Origin of the sequence: Dickeya sp. NCPPB 3274 (assembly GCF_000406205.1) — a bacterium.
In the GTDB taxonomy this organism is placed as follows: Bacteria; Pseudomonadota; Gammaproteobacteria; order Enterobacterales; family Enterobacteriaceae; genus Dickeya; species Dickeya fangzhongdai.
Genome location: NZ_CM001979.1, coordinates 3,059,318 through 3,083,805, shown reverse-complemented (window position 1 = coordinate 3,083,805; position 24,488 = coordinate 3,059,318). Strand labels below are relative to the sequence as shown.

The following is a 24,488-nucleotide window of genomic DNA, read 5'->3' as shown; positions in this document are numbered from 1 at the left end:
TGCTGGCGCGCCCTGCGCCACACCTGAACAGGAGAACTGATCATGTCACTTTATGGTTTACAGCCGCTGTTTATCCACGGCGAACGGGTCAACAGCGGCGGTAGCGACAGGTTTCCTGCCGTTAATCCGGCGACGGGCGACGTCATCGCCCAGCTACAGGAAGCCACGGTCGGCGACATCGAGCGGGCGGTCACGTCTGCGCAGCATGGGCAACGCGTATGGGCGGCAATGACGGCGGTACAGCGAGCGCGGGTGTTGCAGCGCGCCGTGGCGATACTCCGCGAACGCAATGACGAGCTGGCATTGATGGAAACCCATGATACCGGCAAACCGTTGACGGAAACCCGAACGGTGGACATCGCCACCGGGGCTGATGTGCTGGAGTATTACGCCGGGCTGGCGCCGTCGCTGGAAGGGCAGCAGATTCCGCTGCGCGAGATGTCCTTTGTCTATACCCGGCGAGAGCCGTTGGGGGTGGTGGCGGCGATTGGCGCCTGGAATTACCCGATTCAGATTGCGCTCTGGAAATCCGCCCCTGCGCTGGCGGCGGGCAACGCCATGATCTTTAAACCCAGCGAGGTGACCTCGCTGACAACCTTGCAACTGGCGGAGATCTACCATGAAGCGGGGCTGCCGGCGGGCGTATTCAATGTGCTGACCGGCAGCGGCAAGAGCGTTGGTCAGGCGCTGACGCGTCATCCCGGCATCGCCAAAGTGTCTTTCACCGGCGGCGTGGCTAGCGGCAAAACCGTGATGGCGAATGCCGCTGAGTCCAGCCTTAAAGCGGTGACGATGGAACTGGGCGGCAAATCACCGCTGATTATTTTTGATGACGCCGATCTGGATCGGGCCGCCGATATCGCCATGGCGGCCAACTTTTTCAGTAGCGGTCAGGTGTGTACCAATGGCACGCGGGTATTTATCCCGGCTGCGCTGAAGCTGGCTTTTGAGCACAAAATTCTTGAGCGCGTGGCGCGCATCCGCATGGGCGACCCGACCGACCCAACGGTGAATTTTGGTCCACTGGCAAGCATGGCCCACCGGGAGTCGGTGCTGCGTTATATCGAACTCGGCAAAGCACAAGGCGCCAGATTGTTGACCGGAGGCGGCGCGCCGGAAGGCGACGCATTCGCTCGCGGCGCCTGGGTGGCTCCCACGGTATTCACCGATTGCCGGGATGACATGACCATCGTGCGCGAAGAGATTTTCGGGCCGGTGATGAGCATCCTCGCATACGGCGATGAAAAAGAGGTGATTCGGCGCGCCAACGCTACCGATTATGGGTTGGCGGCTGGCGTGGTGACGCGGGATATCAGCCGGGCACATCGGGTTATCCATCAGTTGCAGGCCGGAATCGGCTGGATCAACACCTGGGGCGAATCGCCGGCGCAAATGCCGGTCGGCGGTTACAAGCACTCGGGCATCGGGCGTGAAAACGGCATCGTCACGTTGCAAAGCTACACCCAAACCAAATCCATCCAGGTCGAACTGGGAGATTTCAATCCGATTTTTTAATGCTGACGGAGGATGACATGGATTATGACTACATCATTATTGGCGCCGGCTCTGCCGGCAACGTGCTGGCCGCCCGGCTGACGGAAGACCCGGATGTCAGCGTTCTGCTGCTGGAGGCGGGCGGACCGGACTACCGACTGGACTTTCGAACTCAGATGCCGGCCGCGCTGGCCTGGCCATTACAGGGGCGGCGCTACAACTGGGCGTATGAAACCGATCCTGAGTCGTATATGGATAACCGGCGTATGGAGTGCGGGCGCGGTAAAGGATTGGGCGGATCGTCGCTGATCAACGGCATGTGCTACATCCGCGGCAATGCTATGGATTTTGAACACTGGGCGAGCTTGCCCGGTCTGGCAGACTGGCGTTATCGCAACTGCCTGCCGTATTTTCGCCTGGCGGAACGGCGTGACAGCGGCGCTGATGCATATCACGGCGATCGGGGGCCGGTGTGTGTGACGACACCCAAAGCGGGAAACAACGAGCTTTTTCATGCGATGGTCGCCGCAGGCGTACAGGCTGGTTATCCGCGTACGGATGACCTGAACGGCTATCAGCAGGAAGGGTTTGGCCCCATGGATCGCACGGTAACTCCTGACGGACGCCGGGCCAGCACCGCCCGCGGTTATCTGGATATGGCGCGGGATCGCCCGAATCTGACCATCGTGACCCATGCGCTGACCGATCGCCTTCGGTTCGACGGCCAGCGTGCGACCGGCGTCAGTTATCTGCGTGGCGACAGCAATCAGCCGCAGCAGGTTTCCGCCCGGCGTGAAGTCCTGCTGTGCGCGGGAGCGATTGCGTCGCCGCAGATATTGCAGCGCTCCGGCGTCGGTCCGGCGGATTTGTTGCGCAGTCTGGATATTCCGCTGGTACAGCATTTGCCGGGCGTAGGGCAGAATCTGCAGGACCATCTGGAAATGTATCTGCAGTACCGTTGTAAGCAGCCGGTTTCGCTTTATCCGGTGCTGAAGTGGATCAATCAGCCGAAGATTGGCGCCGAATGGTTGTTTTTCGGTACCGGCATCGGCGCCAGCAATCAGTTTGAAGCCGGTGGTTTTATTCGCAGCAGCGAAACAGTTGACTGGCCCAACCTGCAATTCCACTTCTTACCGGTGGCGATCAATTACAACGGCTCTCAGGCCGTGCGTGAACACGGGTTTCAGGCGCATGTCGGATCGATGCGTTCGCCAAGTCGCGGCCGTATTCATTTGCGATCCGGCGATCCGCGTCAGCACCCGAGTATTCTGTTCAACTATATGTCAACCGAACAGGACTGGCAGGAATTTCGCGCGGCGATTCGCATTACCCGGGAAATCATATCGCAGCCGGCGTTGGATCGTTATCGGGGGGCAGAAATCAGTCCGGGGCCGCAGGCGCAGAGTGACAACGAGCTGGATGCGTTTATTCGCCGACAGGCGGAAACCGCCTATCATCCTTGCTGTTCCTGCAAAATGGGGCAGGACGCAATGGCGGTGGTGGACGGTCAGGGGCGGGTACACGGGCTTTCCGGATTGCGGGTGGTGGATGCGTCGATCATGCCGCAGATTATTACCGGCAACCTCAACGCCACCACGATCATGATGGCGGAGAAAATCGCCGATCGCATTCGCGGACGTACGCCGTTACCACCCAGCGAAGCGGATTTTTATGTCGCGAGCGCCGTGCCGGCTCATCAGGTATGAACCCTCAACAGGAATATCCGCCATGCGGCGCGTAGTCATACGGCAAATGGCCGTGCAGGAAAATCGCAGATAAAAAGCGACGGCAAGAGAGTGTGTTGAAGGGAAGGGATAACCTGTGTCGGCATTGCCCTTCATAGCAAAACGCGGCGTTAGCGCCGCGTTTTATCTGCTATCAGAAGGTGCTGGTATCTTTGAACAGACCGACTTTCAGGTCGGTTGCGGTGTAGATGAGACGACCGTCCACCAGAACTTCGCCATCCGCGATGCCCATGATCAGCTTACGGTTGATAACGCGTTTAAAGTGAATGCGATAAGTCACTTTTTTAGCTTCCGGCAGCACCTGACCGGTGAATTTCACTTCGCCCACGCCCAATGCGCGGCCTTTACCTTCACCGCCCAACCAGCCGAGATAGAAGCCCACCAACTGCCACATGGCATCCAGACCCAGGCAGCCTGGCATCACCGGATCGCCGATAAAGTGGCAACCGAAGAACCACAGATCCGGACGGATATCCAGTTCTGCTTCCACATAGCCTTTCCCATGCAGACCGCCTTCTTCGGTCATCGAGATGACACGATCCATCATCAGCATGTTGCCGGCCGGCAGTTGTGGCCCCTGCGGACCAAACAGTTCACCGCGTCCGCTGGCGAAAAGGTCTTCTTTGGAATAGGAATCGCGTTTGTCTACCATGTTTCTATAAGCCCTGTTTTTGTGGAGCACGCAGGTTAGCGTACAGATGTACGCTGAGCAAGTCTGTTGCTTCTGGACCAACCAGTTTCCTCAACGGAAAAACCACGGGAAGCGGCGGCGTTCCGGAGGCGCCAGCTGCGCGATCCGCTCGCGGATCGCCGCCAGCAGACTGGGCTGCCGATCGTCATCATACGGCATCTGGGTCAACAGCATCAGCGCTTCGGCCACCGAATCCACGATGTAGATATGGAATTGCCCTTCGCGCACTGCGTCGACCACTTCCGGCTGCAGACACAGATGACGCTGATTAGTCGCTGGAATAATCACGCCCTGTTTGCCGGTCAGACCACGACGCTGGCATACCTCGAAAAATCCTTCGATTTTTTCGTTGACGCCGCCGATCGGTTGCACATGCCCAAACTGGTCGACAGAGCCGGTAACAGCCAACTGTTGATTGATGGGGAGCAGCGACAGGGCGCTGACCAGCGCGCTGAGCTCAGCCAGCGAGGCGCTGTCGCCATCGACTTCGCCGTAGGACTGTTCAAACACGATCGATGCGGAAAACGGCAGCTGCTGTTCCAGTTCCAGCTCGGAAATCAGGAACGCCTGCATAATCATCATGCCTTTGGCGTGCAGGTTGCCGCCCAGCTCAGCTTTGCGCTCGACGTCGGTCAGCTCGCCGTCGCCAGGGTGCACCACGCAGCTGATGCGGGTCGGTTCGCCAAACATCAGCGGATAGCCGGGATACTCCAGCACTGACAAACCATTAACCTGTCCGATCATGTCGCCTTCGGTTTCGATCAGGATCTGACCAAGCTCGATTTCGTCCTGCATACGTTCGGACAGGTAACCTTCACGCCAGCGGCGCGCGGTAACGGCATCAATAATAGCCTGCCCGGTGATATCTTCCTGACGGGCATAGAGCGCGGCGTGTTTGAGTTGATGGAGCAGCCACTGCGGGCATAAGGGAACATTGCCCTGATCGCCGCTATAGCGCACCGCCAGCGTAAACAGTTCCGGCCAGGCATCGGCGGCCAGCAGCGGCAACTGGTTTTCCAGACATAACGCATTGATGTAGGAACACCAGTGCACCATGTCTTCGGGTTCGATCAGTTGCAACTGTGATTCAAATTCGCCATAGATCGCCAGTTCGCCCAGCTCCGGCTCCATCTCGTGGATATCGCCCAGACTGTCACGATCGCCAAGCACGATCAGACGCAGATCGACCGGCATCGGCGGAATCTCTACCGGCAAGGGCCGCCGTTCGTCGGGAGACAACCAGTGGTACTGACCGTCAATAATGATCTGCTTGAGCCGCAGCCACATCAGCGGCTGAGCCAGTAATGTTCGGGCGGACAGAATCAGCGTGCCGCCGTTGACGCGATGGAGCAGGCCGGGCTGCAGGCTGATATCGTCTTTGTACACCCGCACGCAGCCAAACAGCTGTTCCGGCTCGATCCACTCCTGATAGCCGCAGCGCAGGGTGGCAGCAAAATTGTCGTCCGGATACTGGGCTGGCTGGATACTGATTTGACGGCCGTCGATCTGATAACGGTTACCATGCAACGTTTCCGATTGCCGGGCAGGTAGATGAGCGATGGCATTGGCAATCAATGCCAGATAAGCGTTGTTCTCCTGCGCCTTCAATAACATGAATCGGGAAGGCGAGCGGGGATGACAGAAAATCGTCAGCGCATCGGCTAGGCGCGGCTGTACCGCTGAGAACTCGGCGGGGGCAAGTTGGGCTGCCTGAGAGAATAACGTCTGATATGGCGTATGATCGGGCAGCAGTTGCTGCCATTCGAGTCGGTTACTGGTCAAAGTATCTGCTGTAATCGTTTAAAGGAAAACCGCAATTATACAAGAATTCTTGGGGCTGCATATGCGCTGAGTCCGGAGATGCGAACAAGAGAACATCCACTGGCGAATTTTTGGACGAAAAATGGTCAGCAAGGCATTGCCTGAAACGGGAATATCGGGCAACAATGGGAATAAGTTCAGGCACGTTACACGGTCACTAAAGAATAATGTATGAAATATCAACAACTAAAAAATCTTGAGTGCGGCTGGAAGTGGAAGTACCTGGTCAAAAAACATCGCGAAGGCGAGCCAGTCACGCGCTTTATCGAGCAAAGCGCGGCCGATGAGGCCGTAGGTCGGTTGCTGAAAATGGAAAGCCAGCCGGTGCTGGTGCTGGAGTGGATTGCGCAGTGCATGAATCCGGCGCTGGAAAACCGCATGAAACAGACGATCCGCGCCCGGCGCAAACGGCACTTCAACGCCGAGCACCAGCATACCCGCAAGAAATCCATCGATCTTGAATATCTGGTCTGGCAGCGTCTGGCGGCGCTGGCGCAACGCCGCGGCGTTACCCTGTCGGAGACGATCGTGCAGTTGATCGAAGACGCGGAGCATAAAGAGAAATATGCCAGCCAGATGTCGCTGCTCAGGCAGGATCTGCAAGCGATGCTGAACCAGCCGCCGGAAAACGAATAGCCTGATTAATGTATGCCAGCGACAGAAAGCGGTCTGGCTGTTAAAGCAGAACAGACATCATCGCTGGCCGAATGCTCATTCCCCGCACGACCCGCATTTTGAACCGGGCAGCAAATATCATGTCTGCTAATTCATTAAGTGATAATAATTAAAAAAATGAAAAAACGATCACCACTGGAAAACTTAATGGCCAGGTGACGCCGATTAATATTGAGGCCAGAAAGCGCATGGTCAGAGAATTATCTTTGCTCATAAAAAAAGTAAATAGCATCGAGACCGAAAGGCCCAGGAAATAGAGGGTTCTGATCATTTCCCACAGGTGATGGTGTGACACATTTACTTCCTTATGGTTGCAGGGGCGCGTATTCTATGCTGTTAAAACTTTTCGATCAATCGATTAACCTGCCTGATGCCCGGATGCGCTCGCGGATGGACAAACCCCGCTACGCAGCTGCTGGCGGGCCGCTCTGGTTTCTCGTCAACGCGGCGACGAATCGCCATCTGTCGGCTGATGCGCCGGTAAAATGTTAACAACTAAAATGTTAACAACGTGGTATCGCGTTGTTGGCGCCGTCGGTCAGCCGTGCATTGGTTGTAATATATTACGCGGAGTCTCCATTTATTTTTGACGGACGTGTCAAAGAATACAGATCCGGAAGAATCTGAACCTCAATTGATAATTTTTTCAGCGGCCATTTATTTAATGGTGGAACGGATAGCTGAAAATGTTAAATCGATCCGATGCCGACAGCCGATAAGACAAAGATAAAACGACGGATGAAAAATGTGAGATAAAACTGAGATCTATATCACATCAAAAGTATGCTTGTTTTATATTTTTTTGTGGTTTTCATGACATTTATATTAATTTTTTGTTTCAGTATGGACTTTGTCAGGAGACTGGCATAGTTTGAGATTTTCTCCTGCCATAAAGGTAATGAAATGAGTGAGATATCAAGTCTGTCACTGAAAATCCCGTTGGATCTGAAAGAAAAGATCAAAGCGGCTGCGCTGGAAAACGAGGTCTCGATCAGTGCTGAGGTCAGTGCTCGTTTGCTGAAAAGTTTTGATATCGAAGACCATGCCCATGACGCTGATGAGGCAGAGATCGTTGATAGTCAGAATACGGAAGAGATCGTGGAGCAACCGCTGACGGCGAAGGAAATCAAAAAACTTCGTCAGCTGCTGAAAGGCAAGGGCGTTTCCAGGAAGAAGTAATTCCGGTTCTCGCATGCTGTATCCGTCGCAGGGATACAGCATTTATTCCCACCTTCATGCTGTTCTTCTTTTATTTTTTTTTTTTTCTTTTGGCTCGCGGATAGCGGACAGCAGGGGCGAAAGCGCCTGTGGCGACGTGAATGATACTCGTGCGTGACGAGGCGTGGGCGACGATTTCAGATAATCTGGCGGAACTCTTACGGCATTCTACTTACTTAACCTCAAAGGGATGGTAAATGGAGAGAGCGTGGTAATTCCCGGCCGATGATCGTTAAAAACGGGTAAGAACCACTGAGCGTAATGGCGATGAATAATCATAAAGCAGGTAAGACGAAAGGTATCTAAATGAAATAAGGTTCACTTTTCTGTTAGATAATTATCCTGAAAGCGTAAATATTCGACTGGCTTTCCCCAAATTTGTCGAGCATTTTTCTGTTCTATCGTAGACTGACGCCAATTTTAGACGAAAAATTTTGGGCGTAAGGATATTTCTTGCATGAAAAGTCACGTGAGTTATCGCGTGATGATGTGAAAATTTCTGTAAGATTTTTTTTGTATTAACAACAACGCACTTACCATTCCTTTTATAATGTGAAACAATCCGCTATCGGCGTGGTCTCAGACAAGGTGATTGCGCTGATAATGGGGATGGCAGGATGCCGCATCCGATTATTGATAATCAATAGCCGGAATAAATAACCGTGCCGCGGTTTAGGTTTTGGCCTGAACCGTGGCATGGTTACTTCACCTGCCAATGCATGGCGGGAATTGATGATCACGGAGGATAAATGATTCCCAGGACAGGAATAACTCGCCGGCGCGTTCATTGCGCCAACTGGATTGGTTCGACCTTCACCCATACCGGGTTCCATCATTCAGACTCTGCTGCATGGCGTGCAGGTAAGAGCTCTGTGCTGTTACCTCACCCCGTTTCCCTGCTGTCCGGGAAGAGATGGCTTGCCGATGGTTCATCTTGCAATGGAATGACTTTTTTAAGGTATGGAGCCTGGTAAATATAAATTATTTGCCACTCGATTTTTTAATTGGATTGTAACCGAAAGGATTTTATTAAAGGGGCTTGCAATGAGTTTTTCTAATTTAAAAATAGGCTATAGACTGGCAATCGGATTTTCATTTCTTATCATTATGCTACTGATCGCAGGGGCGGTGGCGTTAAGTAATCTGAGCGATTTTAACCGTAAGATGGATTATACCGTTTCCGAACTTTATCCGCTGACGGCAAAAGGAAATAAGCTGATCGATGAGCTGAATAATGCCCTGTTGGGGCAGCAGCTAATATTGATGCTGGATTCTAATGAAGATATTAAACGCAAGAATGAAGAAACTAAAGGACACTCTGCGGAGATTACGGCCTTGCTGGCCGATTTAAGCAAAAATGTCAACGATGCTCGCTCTGCCAGTCTGCTAAGCGATATTCAACAGATTCGCAGTGAATATAGCGTATCGGGAAATAAACTGATGGATCTGGCCAGCCGCGGCAATAAGCAAGAGGCGGTGGCAGAATTGATTAATGTATCCCTGACGCTGCAGCAAAAATATAAGGACAAGGTAGCCGAGTTTATCGACTATCAGGATGATCAGATGATGAGCGCGCGGGAAGCGGTGCAGCAGAGCTATACCGATATTCGCATGATCTTGTGGCTGGTTTTTATTATTAGCATCGTAGCCGGAGGGCTGATTGCCTGGTGGATTACCCGTAGTGTGACGCAGCCGCTGCAGGAGGCGTTAACGCTGGCGGAAAAGGTCGCGAAAGGCGATTTGACTACCGAAGCGTCTGCCTGTGCGCAGGATGAGACCGGCAAATTGCTGCGGGCGCTGTATGAAATGAATGACAGCCTGCGTAACATTGTCAGTCAGGTGCGTGATGGCGCTGAAACCATTTCCTCCGCCGCATCACAGATTGCCGCCGGCAATCAGGATCTGTCCGCCCGTACCGAAGAACAGGCCAGTTCTCTGGAACAGACCGCCGCATCGATTGAACAACTAACCGCCACCATCAAGAATACGGCGGCAAATACGGAACATGCGGCTTCGCTGGCGGGGCAGGCTTCCGAGATTGTTCGTCAGAGCGGCGAAATGATGGCGGATGTCACCCGGGAAATGCGCGAAATCCGCAGCGGCTCCCAGCGTATGGCGGAAATTATCGGCGTTATTGACAGTATCGCCTTCCAGACCAATATTCTGGCGTTGAATGCCGCGGTGGAAGCTGCCCGAGCCGGTGAACAGGGGAGGGGATTCGCCGTTGTGGCTAGTGAAGTCCGGGCGCTGGCGCAGCGTAGCGCTAATTCAGCCAAGGAAATCAAGGAACTGATTGATAACTCGGTGCAGAAGGTGCAGGACGGCATGTCGCTGGTGGAAAATACGGAACAGACTATGGGCGCAGTGATTGATAATGCGCACAACGCCGATGGCGTGATCACTGAAATCGCCAAAGCCAGTCTGGAGCAGAGCGAAGGCATTAACCAGATTAACCTGGCGATTGGGCAGATCGATACCACGACGCAGCAGAATGCAGCGCTGGTGGAAGAATCTGCGGCAGCGGCGCTTTCTCTGCAGGAACAGGCGCAAACGCTGGCGAAAACCGTTAGTGTGTTCAAACTGAATAGCAACTGGTCCGACAAAGGGACGACGCGGCAGCAGCCGGGAGGAAAGGGGCTGGCGCTGGCCGGTTTGCCCGGCGCGAAGGACGCAACCGGATCTGATACACCTGAATGGGCGACCTTCTGATTCGCGATGATGTTGAATGAAAACCGCAGTCGATTATGACCGCGGTTTTTTTACGTCCGCCTGTGCTGACCGGACATGAGCGTTGGCTGATACAACATGCCGGTACGACTCAGTCTACCGGCCTTCCGTGGTCAGTCGGGAATACTACGCCGTCTGACGTTGTCGCGACCAGCGCCAGATATCGACCAACAGGAACATGAGCAGACTGATCCCCATCACCGGCAGGCTGACCGCCAGCACACCGGCAACAACCAGCACCAGTAGCCGAAGGCGGCCGTTCAGTTGCAGGAAGGCGGTCGTCAGTGTCTGCAGTGGGCTATGGACGGAGGGACGCGTTGGCCGCCGGCTCCACCACATCCGGTATCCCCAGACGATCAGAGAACAGAGCCCGAGGCCGAATGCCGACAGCAACAGTTGATTGGGCAGTCCGAACAGTACCCCCATATGCGCGTCAATCCCCCAGCGTGTCAGTTTGGCTACTAGCGGATAGTCGGCAAAATTGACTTTGTCGATGACGCGGAACGTTATCGGGTCAACCGCCACGGTGTCAACCTGCGTGGGCCATGCCCGATCAATTTCGCTCACGGTCCACGCCCGCTGAATCCTGGCTGCCGGGCGAATCTCTATTTTCCCGGCATCAATTCCCGCTGCTCTGGCGGCGGCCAGTACGCCATCAAAAGTTTGCGGCGCAACCTGGTTGGCCGCCGGATGCATTGGCATCGACATCATGTCGTGTTCGGCATGTGCCGAGGGTGGGGGCGGCGGCGCCGTATCCAGGCGGGTATTGACCGACGGCGTCTGCCAGCCCATGACCGCACGAAGCTGGGCGACGTTGTCGCCGGCCCAGCGCGACCAGGTCAGGCCGGTCGCTGAAAAGAATAGCAACCCGACCAACAACAGCAGGCCGGTAACCGCGTGATTGCTGCGTAATCGCTGGTGTTGCCGGGCTGGACTCAGGCGCCCTGCGGCGGGGCGGCGACGCAGGCGAGGAGCGTTTTTGCGGGTCGAAATCCAGATATACAGGCCGCCCAGAGCGGCAATCCATAGCCAGGAAGCGGCCAGTTCACTGTAGTTTCGGCCAAGATCGCCCAGCAACAGACTACGATGCAGATAATCCAGGCTGGTGCGAAACGGCAGAATACCGCTGGTGCCGTATACCGTGAGCGCGCCACGGATGTCGAGTGACACCGGATCTACAAATACCGCAAAACTTTCGGATGGACCGAGATCAGGCAGGGAAAACATCACCCGCGTCGTCTGTCCGGCTTCCGGTGCCGGGCGAACAGCGGTCAACCGGGCGTACTGGGCCTTCTCGCCCAAAGCGTGGGTCGCCGCCGTAATTTGTTGCGACAGCAGTTGGGGCGTTCCCACGGCATCAGTAAGCAACTGGTGAGAATAGAGTTTTGATTCAATCTGCGGCGTCAGCACATACAGCGTGCCAGTCAGCGCTGCGATAAAGATGAACGGGCCGATGAATAGCCCGATATAAAAATGCAACCGCATCAGCAGTGCTTGCAATGCTACGCGCTGTGAGCGGACCTGACTATTGCGAGACGCGTCGTACGTCTGCGGTGTGTCAGCGACCGCTCCCGCCTGAATGAAGGATGCCTCGGTTTTTGACTCGGACATAAAACCTCCGGATAGGGTAAGCCAACAGCCGACAAAGAGGAATGTTACTTCTGTCGACAGGCGTGGTTGTTCAGCGGCATCTGGTGATAAAAACCATCAGCAAGAGTGACCGTAAGCGGTGTCAGACACGGCTTTAATGAACAAAGAGTTTTGATGGCAATGGCTTATCCACGAGGAGGGGCGCGGGGTAGCGGTGAAAGGAAACGTGGATCATGGTACAGGGAAAAAGCGGGGAGAAGCGCTTGCCAGCGAGGCGACCAGACGGCGGCGGCAGGTTGAAGCAGGGCTGATAATGTCAGCAACGGCAGATGAGAAAGCAGTACGCAGTAGCCGCAGGCAGCATGATCCATGCCCATGCCCATGCCCATGCCCATGCCCATGCCCATGCCCATGCCCATCTCATCCATATCTCCTTTTGGCGCAGCAGGAGAAGCCGTGGCATGGTGGCTGTGATGCTCCGGCATAGAGAGGCTGGCGGAAGGCGAATGATGATGTGGATGCGACGATATCTGAACGTGATTACTGGCCCGCAATGACTGCGAGATGGGCGGGGCCAGGAAGATCATGACAAGGGCCAGTATCCCCAGCCAGGCTGGGGTTCGCCGTTGTCTCAGTTCAAACAGAGACATGCGTTACATGTGACGATGAGAAAAAGGCAACATAGCTGATACTGTACCCGATCATGGAATAAGGGTTAAGAAAATGTTCTTTTTTGATCATCTCAGGTGAAAAAGTTGCGTTCCGCTTTCCATAAAACACCGGTTAATGGCCGTCAGGCCCAGAAGTTTCTTGCTACTGCGGTCATGTGAGAGGAAAATTTACTCTGGTTTCTCAACGGACTATTCCTAGGCATTTTTAGGGCGATATCCGTTATGGTTTTTCATCCTGAAAAGGCGGTTTGTCATTTAGGCGTGTCGATGTTGTTTAAACCGTGACCTATTATGATGAACCATTCTTTTCTCAAGTTGTCGGAAAGCTAACTTATCCATTAATATGGGTTTTAGTTGATTTAGGCACACATACAGGGGGAGATGTGCTGGTTAATAAATTTAGGGTTAAGCAGCGGGTTGCTAATCTTCGCTGGGTTTCAGCTGCGGTTATGCTGTCTCTGACATCATTGCACGCATGGGCTTTTTCCATTGACGATGTTGCACAGAAGGCGGAAAAGCTTGCTGAAAAGGGGTATGAAGCGCCAAAGAGTAATCTTCCGGCCCAGTTTCGCGACATGAAGTTCGCCGATTATCAGCAGATTCGCTTCAACCAGGACAAATCCTACTGGAATTCGGACCAGACGCCTTTCAAACTGCAGTTCTACCATCAGGGCATGTATTTTGACATTCCGGTCAAAATCAATGAAGTGACTGCCACTGAAGTCAACGAAATCAAATATTCTACCGACTATTTCAATTTTGGTTCCGTCAACCACGATCCGGCGACGGTGAAAGATCTGGGCTTCGCGGGTTTCAAGGTTCTTTACCCGATCAACAAAGCGGATAAGCACGACGAAATCCTCAGTATGCTGGGGGCGAGCTATTTCCGCGTGGTAGGTAAAGGACAAGTGTATGGTCTGTCGGCCCGCGGCCTGGCTATCGACACGGCGTTGCCGTCTGGCGAAGAGTTCCCGCGTTTCCGCGAATTCTGGATTGAGCATCCGAAACCGGAAGACAAACACCTGGTGATTTACGCGTTGCTGGATTCTCCGCGTTCCGTCGGCGCCTACCGCTTTGTGCTCTATCCGGGTAGCGACAGCATGATGGATGTGGAAGCCAAGGTTTATCTGCGCGACAAAGTGGGCAAACTGGGCGTAGCGCCGTTGACCAGCATGTTCCTGTTTGGGCCGAACCAGCCGTCTCCGACGCTGAACTATCGTCCGGCGCTGCATGACTCCAACGGCTTGTCTATCCATGCCGGCAACGGCGAGTGGATCTGGCGTCCGCTGAATAATCCGAAACACCTGGCGGTGAGCACCTATACGATTGAGAATCCGAAAGGCTTCGGGCTGCTGCAGCGCGGCCGCGATTTCTCCGGTTATGAAGATCTGGACGACCGTTACGATTTGCGTCCCAGCGGCTGGATTGAAACCAAAGGCGACTGGGGTAAAGGCAAGGTGGAACTGGTAGAAATTCCGACCGCGGATGAAACCAACGATAACATCGTGGCTTTCTGGACGCCGGAAAACCTGCCTGAGAAAGGCAAACCGCTGGAAGTTAAATACCGCCTGCATTTCACCAAGGATGAAGAAGCGCTGCATTCGCCGGAACAGGCCTATGTGATGCAGACCATGCGTTCAACCGGCGATGTGAAACAGTCCAATCTGATTCGTCAGCCGGACGGCACCACTGCATTCCTGGTCGATTTTGCCGGCGGCAAAATGAAGGATCTGGACCCGAATACGCCGGTTGCGCCGCAAGTCAGTATCGGTGACAACGGCGAAATTGTGGAAAACAGTGTTCGCTATAATCCGGTAACCCATGGCTGGCGTCTGACACTGCGTCTGAAAGTGAAGGACAACAAGCAGCCGACGGAAATGCGAGCGGCATTGGTCAATGGCGAAACCACATTGACTGAAACCTGGAGCTATCAGCTGCCTGCTAATGAATAAATCAACTTCTACTCTCGAGTATATCGAGAAATTGCCTCTGCCTGCCGAGCAGGCAGAGGCCTTGCGTGAGAGTTTGTCCTCGTCTCAGGATCTGTCTTCCCTGCATCAGTCTCTGTCTGATGATTCTGCCGTCACTCTGCAATCGCTGGATGATATTCCGCTGGTTTCCGTACCGCGTCGTCTGGAACTGGCATGGGAAGACGGGCTGAACGGCGGCAAGCAACTGGGTAAAGACCGTGAAGGGCGGACTGCGCTGCAGGCGATGCCGCGTGTCACCCGTGCCTCTATGTTCCCCGATGCCTGGCAGACGAACCCGATGGTGCGCTGGTGGGATATGATCAACGGGCGATCCAAACCACTTCGTCATCAGTACAAGACGGCGGAAGAGAACGAAGCGGAAAACCGCTGGCGCAGGGTAGGGACATTGCGCCGCTATATTCTGCTGTTGCTGACGCTGTTCCAAACCGCTATTGCCACCTGGTATATGAAGACCATTCTTCCTTATCAGGGATGGGCGCTGATCGATCCTTTTGCGATGGTGCATCAGGACGTATGGCGTACGGTTATGCAACTGCTGCCTTATGTGCTGCAAAGTGGGATTTTGATCCTGTTCGCTATCCTGTTCTGTTGGGTATCGGCCGGTTTCTGGACCGCATTGATGGGGTTCCTGCAACTGCTTATCGGCAAGGACAAATACAGTATTTCGTCGACAACGACCGGCAATGAACCGCTGAATCCGGAACACCGCACGGCGCTGATCATGCCTATCTGCAACGAAGATGTGGAACGTGTGTTTGCGGGATTGCGGGCGACTTACGAGTCGGTTGCGGCTACCGGCGAGCTGGATCATTTCGACATTTATGTGCTCAGCGACAGTAACGATCCGGATATTTGCGTCGCTGAACAGAAAGCGTGGATGGACCTGTGTCGTGAAGTTGGCGGTGCCGGCCGTATCTTCTATCGCCGTCGCCGTCGCCGCGTGAAGCGCAAGAGCGGCAACATCGACGATTTCTGCCGTCGCTGGGGCAATCAGTACAGCTATATGGTGGTGCTGGATGCCGATAGCGTCATGAGCGGCGAGTGCCTGACTTCGCTGGTTCGGCTGATGGAAGCCAATCCGAGAGCCGGGATTATCCAGTCTGCACCGCGTGCATCGGGTATGGATACGCTGTATGCCCGCTGCCAGCAGTTTGCCACCCGTGTTTATGGCCCGTTGTTCACTGCCGGCTTGCACTTCTGGCAATTGGGTGAATCCCATTACTGGGGTCATAACGCCATCATCCGTGTTAAGCCGTTCATTGAGCATTGTGCGCTGGCGCCGCTGCCGGGCGAAGGGTCGTTTGCCGGTTCCATCCTGTCGCACGACTTCGTTGAAGCCGCGCTGATGCGTCGCGCCGGGTGGGGCGTGTGGATTGCCTACGATCTACCGGGCAGCTATGAAGAACTGCCGCCTAACCTGCTGGATGAATTGAAACGCGACCGTCGCTGGTGTCACGGTAACCTGATGAACTTTAGGCTGTTCCTGGTTAAAGGCATGCATCCGGTGCACCGTGCGGTGTTCCTGACCGGGGTTATGTCTTACCTGTCCGCGCCGTTGTGGTTCATGTTCCTGGCGCTCTCCACGGCGTTGCAGGTGGTGCATACGCTGATGGAGCCGCAGTACTTCCTGCAGCCTCGCCAGCTGTTTCCGGTATGGCCGCAGTGGCGGCCGGAACTGGCGATAGCCTTGTTCTCGACAACATTGGTTCTGTTGTTCCTGCCTAAATTGCTGAGCGTCATTCTGGTGTGTGCTAAAGGCGCTAAATCTTACGGCGGAGTAGCCAAACTATTTATCTCTCTGCTGATTGAAATGCTGTTTTCCGTGCTGCTGGCGCCGGTACGTATGCTGTTCCACACCGTGTTTGTGGTCAGCGCGTTTCTGGGATGGTCGGTGCAGTGGAAATCACCGCAGCGTGATGATGATGCGACACCCTGGAGCGAGGCCTTCACCCGCCATGGTTCTCAGCTACTGCTGGGGCTGGTTTGGGCGATTGGCATGGCATGGCTGGATTTACGCTTCCTGTGGTGGTTGGCGCCTATCGTATTCTCGTTGATCCTGTCGCCGCTGGTATCCGTACTGTCCAGCCGCGCCGGCTTGGGGCTGGCCTGCAAACGCGCCAAGCTGCTGCTGATCCCGGAAGAGTACGATCCGCCGCGTGAACTGGTAGCGACCGATGAGTATTTCCGTCGCAATCGTGAGCGCAAGCTGGAACATGGCTTCATGCATGCGATCTTTGACCCGTCAATCAACGCGCTGACCAGCGCAATGGCGACGGCGCGTCACCGCTTCAGCAAGCCGATTGAGGATATGCGTGAGCAACGCGTCAATGATGCGCTGAGTCGCAAACCTCAGGATGTCGATGGCAATCTGCGTCTGGCGTTGATTAGCGATCCGGTAACGTTGGCTCGCCTGCACCATCGGGTGTGGAGTCAGCCGGATACTCACAGCGACTGGCGAAGCCATTATCAGGCGCTCGCCGCTCCGGTGATTAAAAACGCCCAGTAAGTCAGGGTGATCGACGAAAAAGCAACGGCCAGTCCGTTGCTTTTTTTATGGGCAGAATTCAGTCCATCATCAGGGTTATTTTCATCCTACTCCGGTGCGACGACGCTTTATTCAGGTTCGGATACCGGTAGGCGATTGGATTTGCGGCGCAGAGAGAACCATGAGTAGAACGCGTTAATCATCACGACGGCAGCGGTAACCAGAAATACGGCTCTGAACCCGAAGCTGGCGGAAATGCTGGCGCCCAGTAATGGCCCCGTCACGTTGCCGACATCACGGAATGATTGGTTATAACTGAATATCCGGCCGGCGACCTGATGAGAAGAATGGTAGATCAGCAACGTTTGCACGGCGGGTAACAGTGCGCCGTCAGCGGCTCCCAGCAGGAAACGCAGCAACGCCAGTTGCCAGGGCGATTGTACGAACGCCATCGGGATTAGCAGTAGCACCGAGAGTATCAACATGGCGATCAGGATGCGCTCCGGGCCAATCTTGTCGCCGAGTTTTCCCAACCGTGGGGCGCTTAGCAGTGCCGATACGCCCGGAATGGCGGCAATAGCGCCGCTGATAAAGGCCAGATTATCGGTCTGCCCCGCCAGTTCACGCACATACAACGTCAGAATTGGCGCGATGGAACCGGTGGCTATCTGGATAATCATGGTCGTCACAAACAGGCTCATCACCAGGTGCGGGTTTTTCAGTGAAATCATCACCTGGCGCCCGCTGAGCATGTCCTTTTTCCGAACGGGTTCAATTCGTTCCCGGATGAGAAAGAGCGTAATCAGAAAACAGATGAACAAGACCACCGCGGTGATGAAGAAGACCGGCCGCAAGCCAAAGGTATCCGCCAGATAGCCGCCCAATAGCGGCCCGAGCAAGGCGCCGCCTACTGCGCCGGTGGACAGGGTTCCCAGTGCCCAGCCGCTACGATTGCGGGGAACCTGGGTAGCGATCAGGGCATTGGCATTCGGCACGAAGCCGCCCAGGATACCCAATGCCGCTCTGAGCAGCAGGAATTGCCAGATATTTTGCACCAGCCCCATCAACGCCATCACTATCGCCATTCCTAACGCAGAGCGCAGCAGCATCAGCTTGCGCCCTTTACGATCGGCAAGACGTCCCCAGAACGGCGAAGCGATAGCTGAAAACAGGAAGGTAATGCTGAAAACCACGCCCGACCACAGATTCAATTCTTCATGGCCCTGTATGCCGAGTTGCTCGACATACAGTGAAAGAAAAGGCATGACCAGGCTGAAGGCGGCCCCGGTAAAGAAACACCCCAACCAGGCGATGTAGAGGTTGCGTTTCCAGTCAATCGGGGCGGTGTTATCCATCGTATTTTCCTGACTGGGTTGTCCCAGGGCTTAGTACAGCGAAGGTTCCCCGGCAGGGCGTGTTTTGAAGCGTCGATGCAGCCACATATATTGGTCCGGCGCCAACAGGATATTTTCTTCAACCAGTTTGTTCATCCAGGCGGCGGTCACTTCTTCGCTTTCCAGCGGAATATCCAACTGCGCAGGCTGAATAATCAATTCATAGCCCCTGGCATCCGACAGACGGCGGGGAACAAACGGAACGATAGCGGGTTTGGCGGCTCGGGCCAGCATGTAGCTGCCGGCTGTGGTCGCCGTTTTCTCGACGGCAAATAAGGGAACGAATACGCTGCTGCGCGGACCGTAGTCATGGTCGGGGGCGTACCAGATAATTTCCCCCTGTTTCAGGGCGCGAATCATGCCTTTTAAATCTTTGCGATCCAGCATGGATTTGTTGGATCGCATTCTGCCCCAGGTTTGCAGCCAGTCGATCAGTTTATTGTCATTGGGGCGGTAAACGCCGATCCCGGCATTTTGCAGACCGAAGATGCGCGCGCCCAATTCCAGGGTCAGGAAATGCAGGCCAATCAACAATACGCCGCGCTTTTGCTCACGCAGGGGCTGCATATTTTCAATACCGATCACCTTGAACCAGCGCTCGACCCGCCAGTCAGGCCAGAACCACGCCATACCGGTTTCCATCACCCCCATGCCGACGGATTCAAAGTTTTTCTTCACCAGTTGCTCCCGCTCTTCTGCGGGCATATCCGGAAAACAGAGTTGCAGATTGCGATGGGCGATAGCGACGCGGCGTTTTAGAAAACGCATGGACAATCTCCCCAGCCCGGTACCGATGCGGTAAATGAGAGGATAAGGCAGCAATACCAGCAGATAGAGAAGAGCAATGCCTGACCACATCGGCCAGTAGCGAGGGTGTAATAGCGAGCGATGGAAAGAGGGGATTTGTGTCATAGCCTCAGTATCAAAATCAAAAAACGGCGAACAACGCGCCGACGGTTAATGTAATGATCAGCGCTTTCCAACAGAATAGCCGAAAGCGGCGTGGTTAAGGAAAGAATACGCTTGTTGCTTTTATCCGCAAATTCAACACGGTATCCATAATAACATCTGAGGGATATGGGTTTTAGCGTTTGGTGACATTGGGCGAAACGGTCCCCGCACTGTGCGGCGGGGACATCAATTTATAGCGGGGTGAACAACCCTTTGGCGTAGTGCGGTTCGCAGCGCCAGTACTGGGGAGGCGCGATAACTTTTTCTTTCAGCCGGATCGCCGCGTGCCACGGCCAGCGCGGATTGAACAAAATCGCACGAGCAAGGGCTACCGCATCCGCCTCTTCAGTTGCCAGAATCGCTTCTGCCTGTTCCGGTTCAGTGATCAAGCCGACGGCGATGGTCACCAGCCCGGTTTCCTGGCGAATTTTTTGTGCGAAAGGCACCTGATAATTGGGAGCGGGATGAATTTGCTGTAAGGGCGACAGACCGCCGCTGGAGACATGAATATAGTCGCATCCCAGCTGACGCAACAGTTGGCCTAGCTCAATGGATTGCGCCAGATCCCAGCCACCCTCGACGGCATCAGTGGCGGAAATGCGGACGCCCACGGCTTTATGCGGCGGAAACACTTCACGCACAGCCGTATAAACCTCGCGCAGCAGGCGCATGCGGTTTGTCAGCGATCCTCCATATTCATCGTCGCGCTGGTTGGTCAGTGGCGAAAGAAACTGATGCAACAGGTAACCGTGCGCGGCATGGATCTCGATCAAATCGAACCCCAGCCGATCCGCCCGTCTGGCCGAGGCGGCAAAGGCGTCAATCAGGTTCTTGATTTGATCGTGGCTCATGGCGACAGGCGGGGTGTCATCCGGGTGGTAGGGCAAGGCGGAAGGCGCCACCGTCTGCCAGCCGCCTTGTTCTGGATGCAGGAAGGCCCGGTTGGCCCAGGGCGCGCCGGTTGAGGCTTTGCGACCGGCGTGGCCGAGCTGGATGCCCAACGGGATAGCGGAGTGTTTGCGGATGCCCCGTACAACCGGCGCCAGCGCACGTTCGGTATCGTCGTCCCACAGGCCAAGGTCCTGCGGCGAGATGCGTCCCTCCGGCAGGACTGCGGTGGCTTCCAGAATCAATAATCCGGCGCCTGAATGCGACAGCGTACCCAGATGCATCATGTGCCATTCGGTCGCTTTACCATTTTCAGCTGAATACTGGCACATCGGCGCGATGATGATGCGGTTTGGCAACGTCAGGTTTCCCAATGCCAATGGGCTGAACAATTTGCTCATAAAGATAACCTCCGTCTGAGATATACCCGGGAAACATTGCCAGAGATGTCGCTGCGCCTGAAATAACGATTTCACATTCCGATATGCACGTCATTCACTGACAGTATGCTATCCCTCGTGTATGATGCGGCGGCAATTTATTGTTTGCGCAACATCGCCTTCATAATATCTTAACGCCATTCACCTCAATAAAAACAGGATCGTACACCATGCCAGTGTTACATAACCGTGTTTCCAATGAGGAGCTGAAAGCGCGTATGCTCGCTGAAACCGAGCCGCGCACCACAGTTTCCTTTTACAAATATTTCCAGCTGGACGACCCGCAAGCCTTCCGCGATGCGCTCTATATCGCCTTTAGCCATGTAAAGGTATTCGGCCGCGTTTATATCGCCAGAGAAGGGATTAACGCGCAGATCAGCGTTCCGGCCAGCCATTTTGAGGACTTTCGCGGCGCCCTGTTCGGCTCGCACCCGGCTCTGGATGGGATTCGGCTGAATGTCGCGCTGGAAGATGACGGTAAGTCATTCTGGGTATTGCGCATGAAAGTGCGGGATCGCATTGTCGCTGATGGGATTGAGGACGCCAGCTTCGATCCGACCCGGGTCGGTCAGTATCTCAAAGCGGAAGAGGTCAACCGGATGGCGGACGATCCTGATACGTTGTTCGTGGATATGCGCAATCATTACGAGTATGAAGTCGGCCATTTTGAAAATGCGATTGAAGTGCCTTCCGATACGTTCCGCGAGCAGTTGCCAATGGCGGTGGATATGCTGGCGGACGCGCGCGACAAGAATATCGTGATGTATTGCACCGGCGGAATTCGCTGTGAAAAAGCCAGCGCCTACATGCTCCATCATGGTTTCAGAAATGTCTATCACGTAGAAGGCGGCATCATCGAATACGTGCGGCAGGCCAAAGCTAATGGGTTGCCCCTCAGGTTTATCGGCAAAAACTTTGTATTTGACGAACGGATGGGGGAACGAGTATCCGGGGATGTGATTGCCCATTGCCATCAATGCGGTGAGCCATGCGATACCCATGTTAACTGCAAGAATCAGGGCTGCCATTTACTGTTTATTCAATGTCCGACGTGCGCGGAAAAATATGAGGGATGCTGTAGCGCCGTGTGTCAGGATGAGATTCGGCTACCGCTTGAAGAGCAGCGTCAGCGCCGAAAAAATCGTGAAATCAGTATGAAGATCTTCAACAAGTCTAAAGGATTGCTGAATACCACCCTGGGTATTCCCGCACCGGAAGAGAAAAAATAACGCTGATGGCGAAAAGCGCAGAGCCTATGAGAGACTCTGCGCAAATTATTATTTCTGACGAATACCTTCAACCGAAATGATCAGCTCCACTTCCTGAGAAGCCGGGCCAAGATCGGTCGTGATATTAAAATCTTTCAGTTTCAGCTTGCCTTCGGCTTCGAAACCGGCGCGATAATTCCCCCACGGGTCATTACCCTGACCAAGCACTTTTGCTTCCAGTGTCAGCGGTTTAGTTACGCCATTCAATGTCAGGTTGCCGGTAATTTTCAATTCATCGCCGTCTTTTTTCACGTCGGTGGATGCAAATGTCGCCTGAGGATGTTTGGCGACATTCAGGAATTCGGCGCTGCGAATATGTTTATCACGTTCGGCATGATTGGTGTCAACACTGTTGGTATTGATGGTTACGCTGACTTTGTCTGCGGAAGGATTATTTTCATCAAAGGTAAATGCGCCGTCGAAATCTTTAAACGTACCGTATAACCAGCTGTATCCCAGATGTTTGATACGGAACTGAACAAACGCATGTTGTCCTTCCTTGTCAATTTTATAATCGGCGGCGGTAGCGGCCCCCGCGAAGCTAAACAGGGAAGCCATAGTCACGCCCAGAATTGCTTTCTTAAACATTAGTCTTTCTCCTTAAACCCAGAATGAATTAATCCGCCTGTCGACCCAACATGCGTTTTAACGTAGCGTCACGATCGATAAAGTGGTGTTTAAATGCCGCCAGAGCATGCAAGACGGATAAAATGACAACCGCCCATGCAAGATACAAATGGATGGTACCGGCCGTATCCGCCTGATCCTGAATGCCGCTCAGCGTAGCGGGCACAGAGAACCAGCCAAAGACGGAAATTGGCTGACCTTCGGCGGTAGAAATCAGATAACCGCTAATCAGGATGCTGAATAACAGCAGATACAGGAAAACATGCGCCAACGTGGCGCCGATACGTGTCAGTGTGGAATAGCTGGATAGCGGGCGAGGAGGAGGAGAAACCCAGCGCCATATCACCCGGAACAGCAGAGCCAGAAACAGCAATATGCCTATGCCTTTATGTATTTCAGGCGCGTTGTGATACCAGGGATCGTAATATCCCAGGGCAACCATCCATAGCCCTAATGCAAACATGCCATACACTGTGGCGGCGGTAATCCAGTGCAGCAGTACGCTAATGTGCCCATAGCGGGTTGACGTATTACGCCAAAGCATTATTGAAATCCTTATCGTAAGTTAACCTTTGTTTCAGGAAATTAAACATCCGGAAACATAAAATCAATATAAAAATGACCTATTCAATATGATATTTTTATATTTCAATAAATTTGAAAGTGGTGTGGATTTATTATTCAGGATGACTGTGTAAGGTTATTAAAACATTTCTTTATTTATTTAAATTCAGGGAGATAATTTTTGCGTTATTAAATTGCGTTATTTGTTTTTCTGATTTTATTTTCCGGGGGATTTCTTTTTATAAACCAATAAGTCGCTAAATTTGTTGTAATGAAGATATCGATGGAGAGACACCGCTCTGGAGAGCGGTGTCAGGGGAAAGAATGACATTGGTGAATGGTGATAAATATAAAAAATATTAATGCTTAAGATAGTCAGCAGGTTGATATTCATTCGATTCGATTTTGGCAATCCCAGCCTCAAGGATCGAGATAAGCTGTTTTGCCACATCCGTGGTTAACCATAATGTCCGGTCAACCTGCGCCTCATCTGGCGCCTGGTCCGCCGTAGAAAGGTAATGCAGGCGGATCATCATTGCGTCATAACTGTCAACGGTACTGATATCCCAGCCGACTAGCGGGTGCGTTTGAATAATCTCATTTTTTCTGTCCATAAATACCCCTTATTGACTAGTTACTACCGTGAGTGACTAAACGAGGTTTAAGACGGCTCTTGTAGCTGAGCAATATCAGTATATCTCTGTCAGATTCATTTATGGAAATTAAATGTAAAAAAAACTCAAGTGGATGTTTCGGTTAATTATCTGGTGAAACGAACGATGATTGCTGAACAAAAATAGTACAGCTCGTTAATGTGAATGCGCGATTCAACGCGACACCCGAGGAAAAAATGAAGAGGCCAGACGCAAGAGGACTGACCATTGGGTAACCTGTGCGGATGGAGAAAGGACTACTCGTTTTGAATAAACCAGTCGTCAGCGCTTTCCCATGTCTCCTGCAGGATTTCCGATATTCTCTCTTTATCGTCCTTGTTGCCGCCAAAGACGCTCAGATTATTGGCGGCAGCGTAACGGATGTGGACAGGGGTATCCGGGTAAATGTCATGAACCCGGTGACTCAGTTCATCGGTCAGCGCTTCAAGTGCGCCAGCGGGCAGCGGGGTCGTTTTTGCTATGGTAAGTTCAATACGCATGGTTGCCTCCTTATGTGACTGTATTTTTATACAGTATCTCAAGGAAGGCAACAACATGAATAGAAAATGCGTAAGAAATGACTCCCTGGCTGGCA

General features: G+C 53.6%; 21 protein-coding genes. 9 read left to right on the top strand and 12 right to left on the bottom strand.

Features of this window, described 5'->3' with window-relative positions:
* Positions 1-42: 42 nt before the first annotated feature.
* Both betB and betA read left to right on the top strand, forming a co-directional pair.
* Positions 43-1,515 (top strand): betaine-aldehyde dehydrogenase, encoded by a 1,473-nt coding sequence (betB, locus tag DXX3274_RS13740; protein WP_042860243.1) that lies wholly within the window; start codon positions 43-45, stop codon positions 1,513-1,515.
* A 17-nt stretch (positions 1,516-1,532) separates the two neighbouring features.
* Positions 1,533-3,200 carry a choline dehydrogenase gene (gene betA, locus DXX3274_RS13735; RefSeq protein WP_042862121.1) on the top strand — a complete coding sequence of 556 codons (1,668 nt, stop codon included), beginning with the start codon at positions 1,533-1,535 and terminating at the stop codon, positions 3,198-3,200.
* Positions 3,201-3,372: 172 nt separating this feature from the next.
* Here the strand turns inward: betA and fabA are convergent, their stop codons facing one another.
* The gene (gene fabA / locus DXX3274_RS13730; RefSeq protein WP_033567674.1) at positions 3,373-3,891 is read right to left on the bottom strand and encodes a bifunctional 3-hydroxydecanoyl-ACP dehydratase/trans-2-decenoyl-ACP isomerase; all 519 of its coding nucleotides are present in this window, start codon (positions 3,889-3,891) and stop codon (positions 3,373-3,375) included.
* A gap of 90 nt (positions 3,892-3,981) precedes the next feature.
* The gene (locus DXX3274_RS13725) at positions 3,982-5,712 is read right to left on the bottom strand and encodes a Lon protease family protein (RefSeq protein ID WP_042860242.1); all 1,731 of its coding nucleotides are present in this window, start codon (positions 5,710-5,712) and stop codon (positions 3,982-3,984) included.
* A gap of 210 nt (positions 5,713-5,922) precedes the next feature.
* Between DXX3274_RS13725 and matP the strand changes: the two genes are divergently transcribed.
* Complete coding sequence (gene matP / locus DXX3274_RS13720; protein ID WP_038667974.1) at positions 5,923-6,387, top strand: macrodomain Ter protein MatP; 465 nt, start codon at positions 5,923-5,925, stop codon at positions 6,385-6,387.
* A 148-nt stretch (positions 6,388-6,535) separates the two neighbouring features.
* Here the strand turns inward: matP and DXX3274_RS13715 are convergent, their stop codons facing one another.
* The gene (locus DXX3274_RS13715; protein ID WP_023637881.1) at positions 6,536-6,721 is read right to left on the bottom strand and encodes a GhoT/OrtT family toxin; all 186 of its coding nucleotides are present in this window, start codon (positions 6,719-6,721) and stop codon (positions 6,536-6,538) included.
* 35 nt (positions 6,722-6,756) lie between these two features.
* Here DXX3274_RS13715 and DXX3274_RS24005 point away from each other — a divergent pair, with 35 nt between their 5' ends.
* The 3 genes from DXX3274_RS24005 (at position 6,757) to DXX3274_RS13705 (ending at position 10,353) form a co-directional block, all read left to right on the top strand.
* Complete coding sequence (locus DXX3274_RS24005) at positions 6,757-6,918, top strand: hypothetical protein (RefSeq protein ID WP_193747034.1); 162 nt, start codon at positions 6,757-6,759, stop codon at positions 6,916-6,918.
* Between the two features lie 411 nt (positions 6,919-7,329).
* On the top strand, positions 7,330-7,605 hold the full coding sequence (locus tag DXX3274_RS13710; protein WP_013318461.1) for a hypothetical protein: 276 nt from the start codon (positions 7,330-7,332) through the stop codon (positions 7,603-7,605).
* Positions 7,606-8,688: 1,083 nt separating this feature from the next.
* Positions 8,689-10,353 carry a methyl-accepting chemotaxis protein gene (locus tag DXX3274_RS13705; protein ID WP_042860240.1) on the top strand — a complete coding sequence of 555 codons (1,665 nt, stop codon included), beginning with the start codon at positions 8,689-8,691 and terminating at the stop codon, positions 10,351-10,353.
* Between the two features lie 144 nt (positions 10,354-10,497).
* Here DXX3274_RS13705 and DXX3274_RS13700 read toward each other — a convergent pair whose 3' ends face one another.
* Together DXX3274_RS13700 and DXX3274_RS22910 are read right to left on the bottom strand one after the other, a co-directional pair.
* On the bottom strand, positions 10,498-11,982 hold the full coding sequence (locus DXX3274_RS13700) for a PepSY domain-containing protein (protein ID WP_042860239.1): 1,485 nt from the start codon (positions 11,980-11,982) through the stop codon (positions 10,498-10,500).
* 164 nt (positions 11,983-12,146) lie between these two features.
* Positions 12,147-12,611 (bottom strand): DUF2946 domain-containing protein, encoded by a 465-nt coding sequence (locus DXX3274_RS22910; RefSeq protein WP_071603957.1) that lies wholly within the window; start codon positions 12,609-12,611, stop codon positions 12,147-12,149.
* 470 nt (positions 12,612-13,081) lie between these two features.
* On the opposite strand from DXX3274_RS22910, the gene DXX3274_RS13690 reads away from it, so the two are divergent.
* Positions 13,082-14,584 (top strand): glucan biosynthesis protein G, encoded by a 1,503-nt coding sequence (locus DXX3274_RS13690; RefSeq protein WP_371206779.1) that lies wholly within the window; start codon positions 13,082-13,084, stop codon positions 14,582-14,584.
* On the top strand, positions 14,577-17,129 hold the full coding sequence (gene mdoH / locus DXX3274_RS13685; RefSeq protein WP_042860236.1) for a glucans biosynthesis glucosyltransferase MdoH: 2,553 nt from the start codon (positions 14,577-14,579) through the stop codon (positions 17,127-17,129). Before DXX3274_RS13690 ends, mdoH begins: the two co-directional genes overlap by 8 nt.
* Positions 17,130-17,236: 107 nt before the next feature.
* Here the strand turns inward: mdoH and mdtG are convergent, their stop codons facing one another.
* From mdtG to DXX3274_RS13670, 3 genes are all read right to left on the bottom strand, one after another.
* Positions 17,237-18,463 carry a multidrug efflux MFS transporter MdtG gene (gene mdtG / locus DXX3274_RS13680; protein WP_042860235.1) on the bottom strand — a complete coding sequence of 409 codons (1,227 nt, stop codon included), beginning with the start codon at positions 18,461-18,463 and terminating at the stop codon, positions 17,237-17,239.
* Between the two features lie 30 nt (positions 18,464-18,493).
* Positions 18,494-19,414 carry a Kdo(2)-lipid IV(A) acyltransferase gene (locus tag DXX3274_RS13675; RefSeq protein WP_042860234.1) on the bottom strand — a complete coding sequence of 307 codons (921 nt, stop codon included), beginning with the start codon at positions 19,412-19,414 and terminating at the stop codon, positions 18,494-18,496.
* 230 nt (positions 19,415-19,644) lie between these two features.
* Positions 19,645-20,742: an NADH:flavin oxidoreductase/NADH oxidase gene (locus tag DXX3274_RS13670; protein WP_042860233.1), complete on the bottom strand. Its 1,098-nt coding sequence runs from the start codon at positions 20,740-20,742 to the stop codon at positions 19,645-19,647.
* A gap of 209 nt (positions 20,743-20,951) precedes the next feature.
* Here DXX3274_RS13670 and DXX3274_RS13665 point away from each other — a divergent pair, with 209 nt between their 5' ends.
* Positions 20,952-22,010 (top strand): rhodanese-related sulfurtransferase, encoded by a 1,059-nt coding sequence (locus DXX3274_RS13665; protein WP_042860232.1) that lies wholly within the window; start codon positions 20,952-20,954, stop codon positions 22,008-22,010.
* Positions 22,011-22,058: 48 nt separating this feature from the next.
* On the opposite strand, the gene DXX3274_RS13660 is transcribed toward DXX3274_RS13665, so the two are convergent.
* The 4 genes from DXX3274_RS13660 to dinI all read right to left on the bottom strand — a co-directional run bounded on the left by DXX3274_RS13660 (position 22,059) and on the right by dinI (position 24,393).
* Entirely contained in the window at positions 22,059-22,637 is a 579-nt protein-coding gene (locus DXX3274_RS13660; protein WP_042860231.1) for a YceI family protein, read from the bottom strand.
* A gap of 28 nt (positions 22,638-22,665) precedes the next feature.
* On the bottom strand, positions 22,666-23,220 hold the full coding sequence (locus DXX3274_RS13655) for a cytochrome b (RefSeq protein WP_042860229.1): 555 nt from the start codon (positions 23,218-23,220) through the stop codon (positions 22,666-22,668).
* A gap of 379 nt (positions 23,221-23,599) precedes the next feature.
* Complete coding sequence (gene bssS / locus DXX3274_RS13650; protein ID WP_013318447.1) at positions 23,600-23,854, bottom strand: biofilm formation regulator BssS; 255 nt, start codon at positions 23,852-23,854, stop codon at positions 23,600-23,602.
* 296 nt (positions 23,855-24,150) lie between these two features.
* Positions 24,151-24,393, bottom strand: a complete 243-nt coding sequence (gene dinI, locus DXX3274_RS13645; RefSeq protein ID WP_038668000.1) for a DNA damage-inducible protein I — start codon at positions 24,391-24,393, stop codon at positions 24,151-24,153.
* Positions 24,394-24,488: the final 95 nt, after the last annotated feature.

Bases quoted from the DNA above. Each gene is read 5' to 3' on its own strand.
- matP (WP_038667974.1), top strand. From the start codon at position 5,923: ATGAAATATCAACAACTAAAAAATCTTGAGTGCGGCTGGAAGTGGAAG.
- dinI (WP_038668000.1), bottom strand. From the start codon at position 24,393: ATGCGTATTGAACTTACCATAGCAAAAACGACCCCGCTGCCCGCTGGC.
- DXX3274_RS22910 (WP_071603957.1), bottom strand. From the start codon at position 12,611: ATGTCTCTGTTTGAACTGAGACAACGGCGAACCCCAGCCTGGCTGGGG.
- betB (WP_042860243.1), top strand. From the start codon at position 43: ATGTCACTTTATGGTTTACAGCCGCTGTTTATCCACGGCGAACGGGTC.
- fabA (WP_033567674.1), bottom strand. From the start codon at position 3,891: ATGGTAGACAAACGCGATTCCTATTCCAAAGAAGACCTTTTCGCCAGC.
- DXX3274_RS13665 (WP_042860232.1), top strand. From the start codon at position 20,952: ATGCCAGTGTTACATAACCGTGTTTCCAATGAGGAGCTGAAAGCGCGT.
- DXX3274_RS13675 (WP_042860234.1), bottom strand. From the start codon at position 19,414: ATGACACAAATCCCCTCTTTCCATCGCTCGCTATTACACCCTCGCTAC.
- DXX3274_RS13670 (WP_042860233.1), bottom strand. From the start codon at position 20,742: ATGAGCAAATTGTTCAGCCCATTGGCATTGGGAAACCTGACGTTGCCA.
- DXX3274_RS13660 (WP_042860231.1), bottom strand. From the start codon at position 22,637: ATGTTTAAGAAAGCAATTCTGGGCGTGACTATGGCTTCCCTGTTTAGC.
- DXX3274_RS13690 (WP_371206779.1), top strand. From the start codon at position 13,082: ATGCTGTCTCTGACATCATTGCACGCATGGGCTTTTTCCATTGACGAT.
- DXX3274_RS13700 (WP_042860239.1), bottom strand. From the start codon at position 11,982: ATGTCCGAGTCAAAAACCGAGGCATCCTTCATTCAGGCGGGAGCGGTC.
- DXX3274_RS24005 (WP_193747034.1), top strand. From the start codon at position 6,757: ATGCTGTTAAAACTTTTCGATCAATCGATTAACCTGCCTGATGCCCGG.
- betA (WP_042862121.1), top strand. From the start codon at position 1,533: ATGGATTATGACTACATCATTATTGGCGCCGGCTCTGCCGGCAACGTG.
- DXX3274_RS13710 (WP_013318461.1), top strand. From the start codon at position 7,330: ATGAGTGAGATATCAAGTCTGTCACTGAAAATCCCGTTGGATCTGAAA.
- DXX3274_RS13705 (WP_042860240.1), top strand. From the start codon at position 8,689: ATGAGTTTTTCTAATTTAAAAATAGGCTATAGACTGGCAATCGGATTT.
- mdoH (WP_042860236.1), top strand. From the start codon at position 14,577: ATGAATAAATCAACTTCTACTCTCGAGTATATCGAGAAATTGCCTCTG.
- mdtG (WP_042860235.1), bottom strand. From the start codon at position 18,463: ATGGATAACACCGCCCCGATTGACTGGAAACGCAACCTCTACATCGCC.
- bssS (WP_013318447.1), bottom strand. From the start codon at position 23,854: ATGGACAGAAAAAATGAGATTATTCAAACGCACCCGCTAGTCGGCTGG.
- DXX3274_RS13655 (WP_042860229.1), bottom strand. From the start codon at position 23,220: ATGCTTTGGCGTAATACGTCAACCCGCTATGGGCACATTAGCGTACTG.